The organism is Parvibium lacunae, from assembly GCF_003335215.1.
GTDB lineage: Bacteria > Pseudomonadota > Gammaproteobacteria > Burkholderiales > Burkholderiaceae_D > Parvibium > Parvibium lacunae.
Genome location: NZ_QPGB01000001.1, coordinates 833312 through 846376, shown reverse-complemented (window position 1 = coordinate 846376; position 13065 = coordinate 833312). Strand labels below are relative to the sequence as shown.

Here is a 13065-nt window from a genome sequence, read left to right as displayed (position 1 = left end):
GGCTAGACTGTCGCCCAGTTTTGTTTACTTTGCAGCAGACTGTCGACTGAAGCACCATCTTCTGGATAGAGTGAGATTTGTAAACCCGCTTCTACATTCAGGGCAAAAGCCCCAACTTCGTAACGCGTTTCAATCGATTCCTTGAGGCGGATGCACAATTCGGTTGCCAGGGTTTTGTCAATCACACGGTGAAAAACAACCGCTAGCTGGTCATGATTCAAGCGTGCGGCATAGTCGCCAGCACGAATCACCCCGCGGATTCGCTGCGCAACTTCAATCAACAAAGCATCTGTCATCCCTTGACCATGTTCATGGGCGATCTTTCTCAAATTCAGTAAATCGATACGGGCCACAGCAAGACTCTGCGCACCACCACCCTGTAGTTTTCGTTCCTCCGCACGTTGCAGCTGCAAATCCAACCGATTGGTCATGGCCTCTCGATTGAGTAGGCCGGTGAGTACATCGTAGTCAGAGCGTTTAGGGGCTTCTTTGATTTGCTCACATTGACTGCTGGTGACGTCACTTTCCAAGCTAATGTACCCCGCTAACCCTTGTGCATCCATGATTGGGGTTACACGTCGCTCGATAAGAATCGCTTTGCCATTGCTCCGTTTGGTGCTGTCTGTACCCCAATAAAGATGGCCTAGATTTAACTCACGCCACGCGTCTACCGGAAGATGGGCGGTTTCTGTTCCACGTTCGAGGAAAGGATTTTCGGTGCTTTCACAGACGTTTGCTGGGTAACCATACAAGCGAATGCACGCTAAATTCGCCATCGTCTGTTGCTGCCGTAAGTTGACCGCAACCATGGGCTGGTCAACGCTCTCTAGCGCTTGAGCCAAGAAGTTAGATTGTGAGAGCGCGTCATCTAGAGAGTGTTTAAGCTGCGCACTTTCTAGTTTGCTACGGTCGAGCGCTTGTCTGAAGCCGCTGCGCTCTTTTCGGTGCTGCTCAATCTTGGTTTTGAGCGCACGCACTTGTTCTTTAGCTTCCGTATATTGCTGCTTTTGTTGTCGCAGTCGCCACATGAGCCAACCGCACAGCGCACTTGCTATCAGCAAGCCTAAACCGAGTAACCACACCATAAATACTCCAACCCTTTATGCCCAATGTATTCTTGGATAACATGCGAAACTGCCTTACGAATGACATGTAGTCGTTTTATTATGAATTTGTTACACCCAATAGCTCCCAAAGATGCTACAAAATGCTGGCGCTGGCAAGGGTCATTAGGCCTGTATAGGTGATTCAGTCGTTGCGGTAGGGCCTTTGCTGGACGAAATGGTGTTTTTCTGCACTAAAAATGGGCAATGCGGGGCGATATGGAAATTGGTTTGATCATTATTGGGGACGAAATCTTGTCTGGTCGTCGTACCGACAAGCATTTCGCCAAGGTCCTGGAATTACTGCAAATACGCGGACTAGGCCTTAGCTGGGTGCGCTATTTGGGTGATGATCGAACCCAGATCGCAGCGGCATTACGGGATAGTATGAGCACGAATGCGGTGGTTTTTTGTTGCGGTGGAATTGGCGGCACACCGGATGACCATACGCGCCAAGCCGCAGCCTTGGCGCTTTCTCTGCCCTTGGTGTTACACCCGGAGGCAGCTGCGTTGATTGAGCAGCGCTGTCAAACCACCGGAGCACCTCTGACGCCAGCGCGTTTACGCATGGCTGAGTTCCCTGCTGGGGCAGCGCTGATTCCTAATCCCTATAACAATATTGCGGGCTTTGCCTGTGGACGGCACTATTTCGTACCCGGGTTTCCCGTGATGGCTTGGCCAATGATTGAGTGGGTCTTGGATCAATATTATGCCGATCACTTTCATGTCGCGACCGAGGCAAGCCAAAGTTTACGAATTTACGAGGTCATGGAAGCGACCTTAACGCCGCTGATGGAGCAAATTGAGCGAGAGTTTCCCGCAGTGAAGGTATTTAGTTTGCCGTCGATCGGGGAGGATGGTCAACGTCGCCATATCGAACTAGGGGTGAAAGGTGACCCTTCGGTTGTAGAGGCGGCTTTCCCGGTTTTACTGGCAGGCCTCGCCCCTTACAGCCAAAATATCGAGATATTGTCGCAACAAAAAACCGGCTGAAAAGCCGGTTTTTTGTTTGAACTACAGCGCTTTGTCGTCAGCGCTGTGTAGCTTACCGTTAGGCTGCTTTTTTACGTGTGGCACCGGTTGCTGCTGTCGCGGCAGAGGCTGCTTTAACGGCTGTATTGGTGGCAGCAGACACATTCGCTTCAGTCAACTCAACAACTTGTTTCGCGGCTTTGGTAACGGTTTCGTAAGCGCTGCTAGCTGCAGTAATCGCAGATTTAACCAGTGCTACGGCTGTTTCAGAGCCTGCTGGGGCATTTTTAGTTGCGCTATCAACCAAGGCGACTAATTGCTTGTTGCCTTCAGCCACTTTACCTTCAGCAAACTTGGCAAATTCGCTGCTTGTGCTGTTAGCGATGTCATACACTTGACGTGAGTAGGACAAGACTTTTTCGGTTGTGGGTTGTGCTAGCGCTGTGTTGAAAGCAACCAGTTCTTGTAGATCTTTAACTGAGAGCAGTTCTTTGACTTTGTCGGCGGATTCTTCAAGAATCGCTTTGCTGGCGGTCAAGTTCAGTTCCACCAGTTTTTCAACACCTGAAAACGCTTTTTCGCCCAGGGAGAAAAACGTTTCAAAAGTATTTTTTTGTGCTGCGAGAAGTTGTTCTGGGGTTGCGTACATGGTTTTCTCCTTAGAAAATTGAAACACAAATATCAAACACGAAATACAAACTACCGTACGGCTATCTCACTGGCATTGTGTAGGGTGACACTTTGTGTTTCTGGGTTCCCTAATTCCCGCCTGAGTTTTCCTCATTTGGGCCCTATGATGCGCCGCAACAATTCAATTTTATCTGAACTATATTCCCTGTCAAGCATTTTTTATTGCGATGCACAAATTAATTTTGTGCATATAAAATCAGCGGCTTTATTCAACCTAACGATGAAGAGCGCATATGCTCAGTGGCGCAAGGCTTTCTCAGGAATGTTAGCATCCAGAGAACATCATTAATCGGGTCGAACTAGCGGAAGCTGCATGCAAGCATACTACTGTGACCATTTTGTCTTGCCGTTGCCCGATGGCCATCGCTTTCCGATGGATAAATACCGTCTGTTGAGGCTCGCAGTGGGCAATCAACTGCCAGAGGTTAAGTTACTCGACCCCCCGGCTGCCTCCTTAGGGCAGCTCGCTCTAGCGCATGATCCCGCTTACATTGACCAGATTGTCACCGGCACAGTGAGCGCGGCGCAAATGCAGGCGATAGGATTTCCGTGGTCAACGGCCATGGTGACGCGCTCACGCCACTCCGTTGGCGCGACGATTGCCGCGATGCGGGCTGTGCTAGAACCCGCTTCAGTCAGCGCCCAACCTTGGATTGCCGCAAATTTAGCGGGAGGCACACATCATGCGAAGCGTAATCAGGGCGAGGGTTTTTGTGTATTCAATGATGTAGCGGTAGCGGCCAGGCTAGCCCAGGCTGAACGCCTCGCCCAAGAGGTCATCATTCTCGATCTGGATGTGCATCAAGGTAATGGTACTGCCGCTATCCTCGCAGCGGATGAGCGCATTTTGACGGTTTCTCTGCATGGGGCAAACAATTACCCGTTTGCCAAGGCGGCGAGTGATATTGATATTGCGCTGCCAGATGGCAGTGGTGACGATGTCTATCTTGCCGCGCTTGATGATGCCCTGCTACAAGTAACCGCTTGGTTGAATGGCATACGCCCCCGGGGCAGTGTTCTGCCTCCTCTGGTTTTATTCCTTGCTGGGGTAGATCCACATGAGCTGGATAGATTGGGAAAGCTACGTGTAACGACGGCGGGTCTGGCGACTCGCGAGCAGCGTGTCTTTGCGTGGGCTTGGGAGCAGGGCTGTCGCGTCGCATTGAGTATGGCGGGCGGCTACAGCCGGGAATTGAATCAAACAGTGGCCCTGCACTTGCAAACGATTAAACTCGCTGCGAGTTGGGCCGCCAAACCAGCAAAAAAGTAAAATAGATTCGAGTTTTGCATGAGAAATGCTAGCTAACTAATTGATCGTCCTGGCTTTTCTGCACTACAATCGAGGCATTGGCGAAGGAGAAGGAATGCATAAGCTTGCCTTTAAGGTTCAGGTTGTCGTGTTGATTGGCGGAGTAGCAAAAAGATTGACATGGCGCTATGCAACGTTAGTCGTTCTGTTGGCCGGCATGCTAGGGGGCTTTGTTGACAGCGCCGTTGCTGCTACTAGCGCGGGCGCAACGTCTAAGGTCACTAAGCAGCGCGCATCCTCCACGAAAAATGCTGGCGCAAACGTTTCCTCACGCAGTCAAGTGGGAATGCCGACACGCTATTCAAAAGTCGCCAGTTCTAACCGCGCTCGGCCAGCAGCCCTCGCTCGAACAAAAAGCCAGAAATCGCGATTGGGTTTGAAAAACGCCGGCCGGGCCCCCATGCAAATGGCGCGTCCTTCCCAAGGTATGAAGGCGGGGCTGCACCTTACTGAAGACCCGCTCGCGCTCAAAGCCAGCGTCGCCCTTGTTCAAGATTTGGCAACCTCCGATGTGGTCTTTGCCAAAAACTCTGACGCGGTATTGCCAATCGCCTCGATTACAAAGCTGATGACCGCCCTAGTCATTACCGATGCCATGTTACCCATGGATGAATGGCTTGAAATCAGTGATGAAGATGTTGATTATCAAAAGGGTTCGCATTCGCGCTTACCGGTTGGTACCCGTTTAACCCGCGCAGATACCTTGCATATTGCCCTCATGGCCTCTGAAAATCGGGCGGCCCACGCCTTAGGGCGTACTTATCCAGGGGGGCTGCAGCGTTTTGTTGCCGCGATGAACGCTAAGGCAGAGCTGCTTGGAATGCGCAATACCCGTTTTGTGGATCCGACTGGGTTGAACAGTGCAAATGTGTCGAGCGCAGGTGATTTGGCGCGGCTGGTGACCGCGGCGTACACTCAGCCACTTATTCGTCAGTACTCTACTGATACGGAGTATTGGATCGATACGGGAACAAAGTCGCTCCGTTATCGCAATACTAATGCGCTGGTTATGAACCCAGATTGGCAAATTTCCCTTTCAAAAACGGGCTACATTGCGGAAGCAGGGCGTTGTTTGGTGATGCATGCCAATATCCATGATCGTTCGTTTGTGATTGTATTGCTGGATTCACTGGGCAAATATACGCGCCTGGGTGATGCGGGTCGGATAAAACAGTGGCTAGAGGCAAGCCTCGCGCGCCTGCGCTGACTGGAGAGGCAAGGTCAAGCGTTGCGATCAAAGTGGGCTACTTTTTTTCCAGCCCAGTCCACTGGAAATAAGATCTGCCGTCTCGGCTAACGCGGCTAGCCATTCTTCTTGCATTCTTTCTGCCGGGGCAGAAATTGACAAGCCGGCGACGAGTTTGTTGTTGTCATCCCGAATAGGAGCGGCAATGCAGCATACGCCGAGTTCTAATTCTTCATTATCTTTGGCAAAGCCGTCGTGTAGTGCATTGCTTAATTCACGCTCTAATTGTGCGAATTGCGTAATGCTGTTTCGGGTATGGCCGGCGAGCCCCGTTCTGGTCGCGTAGGCGCGTACCTGTTTCGGATCATCGGCGGCTAAAAATAATTTTCCGGTCGACGTCAGGTGTAATGGTGCCCTCCCGCCGATTGCCCGAACGACCTGCATACCAGAACGTTCACTGTAAGCGCGCTCGATATAGACGATCTCGTCACCCTGGCGTACCGATAGGTTAATCGTTTGCCCGGTGGCACGATGCAAATTGCGCATCGGTTCTAGCGCTATATCGCGCACATTCATTCTGGCTTTGACTAAATTACCCAACTCCAGCAAACGCATGCCTAAGCGATAAGTGCCGGTATCTGCGCGATCGACAAAGCGACCAATCACCAAATCATTAAGGATGCGGTGGGCTGTGGACGGATGTAGTTGAGTTGCTTGGGAAAGGGTTTTCAAGCTCACCGCTTCACTGTGCTGGGCGAGTATATCCAGTAGGGCAAACGTGCGTTCCAGCACTTGAATAGCCGTGTTATTACTTGCGGGAGGCATTTCCATTTTTAAGGCACCAATTGGGGCAAGAAATCATTTTCTCATAGTATGAAAAAATGATGCGCTGCGCAAGGGCCTATTTCGATAGGGGCAAGGTTTTACACTGTGCAATACGGAATTGTCCCTATGTTACAATGTAGGGCTAATAAAGGTACGGATATCCACAGGATAACGGTCGCTCATTGAGGCTGTTTGAAAGTAAGAGTTGGCTACCGGGAACGAATTTATAACACGGAGTAAAAAAATGGCGATTGAACGCACCCTTTCTATTATTAAACCCGATGCTGTTGCAAAGAATGTCATTGGTCAAATTTATAGCCGCTTCGAGGGCGCTGGGCTGAAAATTGTGGCTGCCAAGTTAGCTCAGCTCTCACGTGCGGAAGCTGAAGGCTTTTATGCCGTTCACCGTGAGCGTCCTTTCTTCAAGGACTTGGTTGATTTTATGGTGTCAGGTCCCGTCATGATTCAGGTGCTGGAAGGCGAAAATGCGATTCAGCAAAATCGTGATTTGATGGGCGCAACCGACCCCAAAAAAGCCGCTCCGGGCACGATTCGGGCAGATTTCGCTGAAAGTATTGATGCCAATGCAGTTCATGGTTCTGACAGTGCTGAGAATGCAAAAATTGAAATTGCTTATTTCTTTGCTGAGTCAACAGTTCACTCGCGTTAATCAATGATGTTTGACGCCGCGCTCTGCGATAAGCTGGCGCTGCGTAACCTGTTGGAAGGCTAGCTGTTGTTTAACAGCCGGTCGCAGTAGGTTAGTTTCCGCCGCAGTTACGCTGCGGCGGTGCTATTTGTGGAGTAGGGTCTGAGATGGCTGATCTGGCTTGCCAAGATGTTAATTTGCTTGATTTTGATCCAGCGATGATGTTGGGTTATGTGACGCAATTAGGTGAAAAGCCTTTTCGCGGACGTCAACTCTTGCGCTGGATACATCAACATGGCGTGGCAGATTTTGCTGACATGACAGACCTCGCCAAAGCGTTTCGCCATAAGCTCGAGGCCCAAGCCAAAATTATTGCGCCTGCTGTGATTCAAGACCATACGTCAGCGGATGGAACGCGCAAGTGGTTGCTGGATGTTGGTAATGGCAATGCGATTGAGAGTGTGTTTATTCCAGAAGCCCGTCGCGGAACGCTCTGCATTTCTACGCAAGCGGGTTGTGCGGTCAATTGCCGTTTTTGCTCAACGGGCCACCAGGGCTTTAACCGTAATTTGTCTATCGCTGAAATTATTGGGCAGCTTTGGTGGGCAAATCGTGCTTTACGTACAAGTGCTGCGGCCAGCCAACCTCACGCAGGAGCCGACAGCACATCTGAAGATGAGTTTGAGCACGATGGGCGTTTGATCAGTAATGTCGTCTTGATGGGAATGGGCGAGCCCTTGCTCAACTATGAAAATAGCGTTGCAGCCATGCGCTTGATGCTAGATGACCATGCGTATGGTTTATCTAAACGCCGGGTGACACTTTCTACCTCAGGCGTGGTGCCGATGATGGATCGGCTAGGTCAAGATTGTCCGGTTGCCTTGGCAGTTTCTTTGCATGCCCCAAATGATGCTTTACGCGATGTCTTGGTGCCATTGAATAAAAAATATCCATTGCGTGAGTTGATGCAAGCATGCCAGCGTTATCTGGATTATGCCCCGCGCGATTTCATTACGTTTGAATATGTGATGCTAGATGGGGTTAATGATAGCGATCAGCATGCACGTGAACTGATTGCACTGACGCGAGAGGTCTCATGTAAATTTAATCTGATTCCTTTCAATCCTTTTCCTCAGTCTGGTCTGCGGCGGTCACCTAAAGAGCGAATCCGTCGGTTCAGTGAGATGCTGCAACAAGCTGGCTTGGTTACCACGACTCGTAAAACTCGAGGCGATGATATCGATGCGGCTTGTGGCCAGCTTGCAGGAGAGGTACAGGATCGTACTCGGCGGCAACAGCGTATGGCCGGTAGTTCTGGTGGTCAAGTCATTATTCCAATTCAAACCAAAACATAACGGGTGGAGCAAATGGCAGTGCAAAAAAGAAGAGGTATGGCAAGCAGCAGGCAACCCCTGAGCGCAGTTGCGATTGGTATGTTATTCCTGAGTCTGCTGGGGTGTGGCACTAACGTCCCCAAAGGCAATACAGATCCATCCAAAGGCGTGGTGGTGCCAACAGCGGAAACCCTGCAAGAAACAGACGCGCGCCGCCGGGCAAGGCTGCGGCTTGAACTGGGTACCAGTTACTACCAACAACGTCAATTTGCCGTTGCGCTGGAAGAAACAAAGCAAGCGCTACTGATGGATCCTTCCTATGCCGATTCTTATTCGGTGATGGGCTTGATCCTGATGGACTTAGGTGATCGACGCCAAGCAGAAGACTATTTCCAGCGTGGCTTGGCGCGTGATGCGCAGCACTCTGATTTGAATTTGAATTATGGTTGGTTTTTATGCCAAAACGGCCGTGAAAAAGAAGCCATTGAGCGTTTCTTGGTCGTGGCTCGGAATCCGTTGTATGCCGCACCGGTCAAGCCTTTACAAAATGCCGGTATTTGCGCCTTACGCATGGGTGACAGGCTGAATGCAGAGCGCTATTTTCTGGCCGGCTATGAAACTGATCCCAATAGTGCGGTAGTCCTCTACCAGTTGGCCAACTTAAATTACCTCCGGCAGGATCTAACCAAAGCCCGTTTCTATGTTAATCGCTTACATTCAATCTATGATCCCAATGCACAGACGTTGTGGCTGAATCTGAAAATTGAACGCTTGGCGGGAAACCGCGATGCCGAGAAAAGTATGGCTGACCAATTGCGTCAGCGTTTTCCAGTGAGTCGTGAAACGGAGTCTTTGAATAAAGGGGCATATGATGAATAAATCTCTGAATCAGGAGCATCAGCCCGCTTTTACCTCAAGTCCGTTACCTTCGATTTACGAAGGCTATCAGTTTGAAGTCGCCGCATCTGCTGCGTCTAATGTTGAAGCAGTCGCAGCGCCAATGGCAAGCGCCCTAACGCCTTGGCAGCGCTTGGCTCAAGCACGGCAAGCGGGTGGCTGGACGGTGAATACGCTGGCAGACCGACTTAAGCTGTCTCCCAAGCAAATTGCGGCACTCGAATCAGGCGCATGGGCCACGCTGCCCAAGGGCAGTCTATTAAAAGCAATGTTACGTAGCTATTGCCGTGCCATCAACATTGATCCTAATCCTTATTTGGTTGAGCTGCCGCTGGATTCAACAGATCTGCCTGTTCAGATTCAGCCTGTGAAGGCGATTGAGGCCCCATTTAAACGTGAATCTAGCCAGCATCACGCAAAAACACAAGCTTGGTGGTTGTGGTTACTGCTCGTCCTCTTGCTAGTTGCTGGGTGGATTGCCTATGCGATACAAAATCAATCTTTGCCTATGTGGATGGCATGGGGCGACAATCCCGAACAGGCCGCAATGAACGTGGCACCGGTAACAGAATCAACGACTGCGGGGGCCCCCACATTGCCGTCAACTGCCCCAGGGGAAACGGCTGAGGGGACTGCCAGTGTGAACCCTTCTGCAAGCCCCCCAAGCGCTGTGGATACCTCAGTGGCAAGTAGTGGTCCGCTAACTTCGACAGTAACGACTGCGTTGCCACCAGAGCGTAGTGCTCCAGTTACACCGGTAGCCTCTCCCCCGTCTGCGAATGTCGTCCCTGCTACGTCGACCGCGATCGCTGCGAGTCCTCGCCCAGCCAATCCTGATGGTCCAGTTAAAACAGAAGCTGCGTCTAGCGTAACCCCACCCCCGCCAAGTCCCGCGCCTAACAAAGCAGCCTCACTACAGCTTGTATTCAAGCAAGCCAGTTGGGTTGAAGTGAGACAAGCGAATGGCAAAGTGGTTTTTTCTGGGTTACGCAAAGCCGGTGAAAAAGAACAAGTAGAAGGGCTGGCTCCCTTGAATGTTGTGGTGGGTAATGCCGCCGGTGTGGAGCTGCGGTATCGTGGCCAGCGCGTCGAATTACCGGTCGAGAATGAAAAAAATGTGGCTCGCTTAACGCTTGAGTGATGATGTTGAGGAAGTGGTCAGTATGTCAGTGCAAACCCAGCAAGTAAATTCTGTAGCAACCGGGCCGTTGCCACGACGGCGCAGTCGGCAGGTCGCGATCCGGCATGGTGATCATGTGGTTAAGATGGGGGGCGATGCCCCTATCTTGGTGCAGTCCATGACCAACACGGACACTGCCGAAGTGGTTGAGACTGCGATTCAAATTAAAGCGCTGGCTCGCGCCGGGTCCGAGGTTGTCAGAATAACGGTGAATACGCCAGAGGCTGCCGCCGCGGTGCCAGCAATCCGTGAGCAGTTGGATCGTATGGATGTGATGGTGCCTTTGGTTGGTGATTTTCACTACAACGGCCATAAATTATTAACCGAATATCCTGAGTGTGCTCAGGCGCTCTCTAAATATCGTATCAATCCGGGCAACATTGGCCGGGGTGAGAAGCGGGATAGCCAATTTGCACAAATGATCGAAGTGGCTTGTCGCCATCAGAAACCCGTTCGCATTGGCGTGAACTGGGGTAGCTTAGATCAGGCCTTACTGGCGCGCATGATGGATGAAAATGCGGCACGTGCCGAGCCATGGTCGGGGCAGCAGGTCATGTATGAAGCGCTCATTACTTCCGCGCTCGATAATGCGCAACGTGCCGAGGAATTGGGTTTGCCGGGTAATCAAATTTGCCTCTCGGCAAAAGTCAGTGGCGTGCAGGATCTCATTACCGTTTATCGCCAGTTGGCAAGCCGCTGCGATTATCCTTTGCATCTCGGGTTAACCGAAGCCGGGATGGGGAGCAAAGGTATTGTTGCTTCGACGGCAGCTTTGGCGGTCTTGTTACAAGAGGGTATTGGCGACACGATTCGCGTTTCTTTGACGCCAGAACCGGGGGGGGATCGGACTCGGGAAGTCACGGTCGCGCAGGAGATTTTGCAAACGATGGGGTTGCGCGCGTTCACGCCAATGGTGATTGCCTGTCCTGGGTGTGGTCGCACGAGCAGCACGTTTTTCCAAGAATTAGCGGCGCAAATTCAAAGTTACTTGCGTGAACAAATGCCTTACTGGAAAACCCAATATCCCGGCGTGGAAGAGATGAATGTGGCTGTGATGGGTTGCATCGTCAATGGTCCGGGTGAAAGTAAGCATGCTGATATCGGTATCAGCTTACCCGGGACCGGTGAAACCCCTGTTGCCCCGGTGTTTATTGATGGGGAGCGTCGCTTGACCCTTAAAGGGGAACATATTGCCCAGGAGTTTCAGCAGATCGTCGCGGACTATGTGGTCAAGCGATACGGTCAGCCGCAATAATCTGCCAGTAGCAGCTTAGGCATGCTTTGATTGGTTGTGACGGCTAGGCCGAGGGGGGCTCTCGCTCGTCGACCTGGCCCGCGTAATCAGCCTAGATAAACGCAACAACCTCAAGGCATAACTGACTGGGCGTCGCTCAATCAAACTCAGCCAGCAAGTCAATGGCATATGAACAAACTAACGTGTAATGTAATCAGAATGACAGGAGATTGGCGTGTCAGTAACGACTGAAAAAGAGCCCAAGAAACCCAACCTATTAACTGGGGTCAAGGGCATGAATGATATTCTGCCTGTGCAGGCGGCGGCATGGGAGGGCTTGGAAGAAACCTTGAGAGTCTGGCTGCATAGTTATGGTTATCGCAATATGCGCACGCCTGTTTTAGAACATACGGCGCTATTTGCACGCGGAATCGGTGAAGTCACTGATATTGTTGAAAAAGAGATGTTCTGTTTTACTGATCGACTCAATGGTGACGAATTAACGCTACGACCTGAGTTCACAGCCGGAGTAGTGCGCGCCGTTGCCGAACATAACTTACTCGAGTTTCGGGGGGAGCAGTTCAGTCAGCCGCAACGGCTCTATAGTTATGGCCCTGTCTTTCGTCATGAGCGTCCACAAAAAGGCCGTTATCGACAGTTTCATCAGTTAAGTGTTGAAGCGATTGGCTTTGCAGGGCCGGATGTTGATGCTGAGATTATTGTCATGCTGGCGCGCTTATGGGAAGAGCTGGGGCTTTCGCAGATTCGGCTCGAATTAAATTGTCTGGGCGATCTCGCTGAACGGCAAGCTCATCGGGAAGCCCTGATTACCTATTTTACCGCGCATGCGGATCAGCTAGACGCCGATGCTCAGCGGCGCTTGCACAGTAATCCTTTACGCATTTTGGACAGCAAGAATCCTGCCTTGCAGTCGCTCTTGGAAGCAGCCCCTCGTCTCAGTGATTTTCTTGGGCCGGCGTCGCTCGCTCACTTTCAGACATTGCAGCGTTATCTCAAACAGGCTGGGATTGCCTATACCTTAAATCCCCGCTTGGTTCGTGGGCTGGACTATTATAATTTGACCGTATTTGAGTGGGTAACAGACCAGCTTGGTGCTCAAGGGACGGTATGTGGCGGCGGGCGTTATGACGGATTAATGGCGACCTTAGCCGGCAAACAGGCTCCCGCGATTGGGTTCGGGATCGGGATTGAACGGCTTTTGTTACTGCTTGAGTCTATTGGCGGGATTGAGCCATCAGCTGGGTGTGATCTCTATATCGTCCATCAGGCCAGCGACGCTTATCAGGCAGAGGTTGCATTACGCGCTTTCGCTGTGGCTGAAGAGCTGCGAGGACTGGGTTTTGCCGTGGTGTTGCACTGTGGTGGTGGGAATTTCAAGGCGCAAATGAAAAAAGCCGATGCCAGTGGCGCGCACTATGCCCTGATTATCGGCGATAATGAATGGTTATCAGAGACAGTGACTTTAAAATCCCTGCGTGCCGGTGGTAGCGCTGCCGATAACGGCGTGCAGTCAGATGGCCGTCCCGTGCAGCAGACGGTGGCACTGGCTGAATTGGCGCGGGTTTTGTCTGAGCAATTGTATGATCAACCAGATTAATCATTGATCTCAAGCCATTAGGCCCACATTTGTGGCGAATCAATGAATCGATAAAATGAGAGAGCAGT

At 51.3% G+C, this 13065-nt stretch carries 12 protein-coding genes; 9 read left to right on the top strand and 3 right to left on the bottom strand.

Features of this window, described 5'->3' with window-relative positions; all coding sequences use genetic code 11:
- Positions 1–2: 2 nt before the first annotated feature.
- Positions 3–1085, bottom strand: a complete 1083-nt coding sequence (locus DU000_RS03965; RefSeq protein ID WP_114402007.1) for a GGDEF domain-containing protein — start codon at positions 1083–1085, stop codon at positions 3–5.
- A gap of 237 nt (positions 1086–1322) precedes the next feature.
- Here DU000_RS03965 and DU000_RS03960 point away from each other — a divergent pair, with 237 nt between their 5' ends.
- Complete coding sequence (locus DU000_RS03960; RefSeq protein WP_114402006.1) at positions 1323–2096, top strand: competence/damage-inducible protein A; 774 nt, start codon at positions 1323–1325, stop codon at positions 2094–2096.
- Positions 2097–2154: 58 nt separating this feature from the next.
- Here DU000_RS03960 and phaP read toward each other — a convergent pair whose 3' ends face one another.
- Positions 2155–2724: a TIGR01841 family phasin gene (gene phaP, locus DU000_RS03955; RefSeq protein ID WP_114402005.1), complete on the bottom strand. Its 570-nt coding sequence runs from the start codon at positions 2722–2724 to the stop codon at positions 2155–2157.
- A gap of 354 nt (positions 2725–3078) precedes the next feature.
- Here phaP and DU000_RS03950 point away from each other — a divergent pair, with 354 nt between their 5' ends.
- Positions 3079–4035, top strand: a complete 957-nt coding sequence (locus DU000_RS03950) for a histone deacetylase family protein (RefSeq protein WP_114402004.1) — start codon at positions 3079–3081, stop codon at positions 4033–4035.
- Between the two features lie 94 nt (positions 4036–4129).
- A complete protein-coding gene (gene pbpG, locus DU000_RS03945; RefSeq protein WP_240001781.1) occupies positions 4130–5281 on the top strand; it encodes a D-alanyl-D-alanine endopeptidase in 1152 nt (383 codons plus the stop codon).
- A gap of 27 nt (positions 5282–5308) precedes the next feature.
- Here the strand turns inward: pbpG and DU000_RS03940 are convergent, their stop codons facing one another.
- Positions 5309–6091, bottom strand: coding sequence for an IclR family transcriptional regulator (locus tag DU000_RS03940; protein WP_114402003.1), 783 nt, complete (start codon positions 6089–6091; stop codon positions 5309–5311).
- A 238-nt stretch (positions 6092–6329) separates the two neighbouring features.
- Between DU000_RS03940 and ndk the strand changes: the two genes are divergently transcribed.
- The 6 genes from ndk (at position 6330) to hisS (ending at position 12997) form a co-directional block, all read left to right on the top strand.
- Positions 6330–6755 (top strand): nucleoside-diphosphate kinase, encoded by a 426-nt coding sequence (gene ndk / locus DU000_RS03935; RefSeq protein WP_114402002.1) that lies wholly within the window; start codon positions 6330–6332, stop codon positions 6753–6755.
- Between the two features lie 146 nt (positions 6756–6901).
- Positions 6902–8089, top strand: coding sequence for a dual-specificity RNA methyltransferase RlmN (gene rlmN / locus DU000_RS03930; protein WP_114402001.1), 1188 nt, complete (start codon positions 6902–6904; stop codon positions 8087–8089).
- A 36-nt stretch (positions 8090–8125) separates the two neighbouring features.
- On the top strand, positions 8126–8947 hold the full coding sequence (gene pilW, locus DU000_RS03925) for a type IV pilus biogenesis/stability protein PilW (RefSeq protein WP_158529622.1): 822 nt from the start codon (positions 8126–8128) through the stop codon (positions 8945–8947).
- Entirely contained in the window at positions 8940–10106 is a 1167-nt protein-coding gene (locus tag DU000_RS03920; RefSeq protein WP_205074005.1) for a helix-turn-helix domain-containing protein, read from the top strand. Before pilW ends, DU000_RS03920 begins: the two co-directional genes overlap by 8 nt.
- 22 nt (positions 10107–10128) lie before the next feature.
- The gene (ispG, locus tag DU000_RS03915) at positions 10129–11400 is read left to right on the top strand and encodes a flavodoxin-dependent (E)-4-hydroxy-3-methylbut-2-enyl-diphosphate synthase (protein ID WP_114401998.1); all 1272 of its coding nucleotides are present in this window, start codon (positions 10129–10131) and stop codon (positions 11398–11400) included.
- A 274-nt stretch (positions 11401–11674) separates the two neighbouring features.
- Positions 11675–12997 (top strand): histidine--tRNA ligase, encoded by a 1323-nt coding sequence (gene hisS, locus DU000_RS03910; RefSeq protein WP_114402106.1) that lies wholly within the window; start codon positions 11675–11677, stop codon positions 12995–12997.
- Positions 12998–13065: the final 68 nt, after the last annotated feature.

What these genes read in the sequence shown, in the direction of transcription:
- DU000_RS03965 (WP_114402007.1), bottom strand. Translation starts at nt 1,085, where the DNA reads ATGGTGTGGTTACTCGGTTTAGGCTTGCTGATAGCAAGTGCGCTGTGC.
- DU000_RS03960 (WP_114402006.1), top strand. Translation starts at nt 1,323, where the DNA reads ATGGAAATTGGTTTGATCATTATTGGGGACGAAATCTTGTCTGGTCGT.
- phaP (WP_114402005.1), bottom strand. Translation starts at nt 2,724, where the DNA reads ATGTACGCAACCCCAGAACAACTTCTCGCAGCACAAAAAAATACTTTT.
- DU000_RS03950 (WP_114402004.1), top strand. Translation starts at nt 3,079, where the DNA reads ATGCAAGCATACTACTGTGACCATTTTGTCTTGCCGTTGCCCGATGGC.
- pbpG (WP_240001781.1), top strand. Translation starts at nt 4,130, where the DNA reads ATGCATAAGCTTGCCTTTAAGGTTCAGGTTGTCGTGTTGATTGGCGGA.
- DU000_RS03940 (WP_114402003.1), bottom strand. Translation starts at nt 6,091, where the DNA reads ATGGAAATGCCTCCCGCAAGTAATAACACGGCTATTCAAGTGCTGGAA.
- ndk (WP_114402002.1), top strand. Translation starts at nt 6,330, where the DNA reads ATGGCGATTGAACGCACCCTTTCTATTATTAAACCCGATGCTGTTGCA.
- rlmN (WP_114402001.1), top strand. Translation starts at nt 6,902, where the DNA reads ATGGCTGATCTGGCTTGCCAAGATGTTAATTTGCTTGATTTTGATCCA.
- pilW (WP_158529622.1), top strand. Translation starts at nt 8,126, where the DNA reads ATGGCAAGCAGCAGGCAACCCCTGAGCGCAGTTGCGATTGGTATGTTA.
- DU000_RS03920 (WP_205074005.1), top strand. Translation starts at nt 8,940, where the DNA reads ATGAATAAATCTCTGAATCAGGAGCATCAGCCCGCTTTTACCTCAAGT.
- ispG (WP_114401998.1), top strand. Translation starts at nt 10,129, where the DNA reads ATGTCAGTGCAAACCCAGCAAGTAAATTCTGTAGCAACCGGGCCGTTG.
- hisS (WP_114402106.1), top strand. Translation starts at nt 11,675, where the DNA reads ATGAATGATATTCTGCCTGTGCAGGCGGCGGCATGGGAGGGCTTGGAA.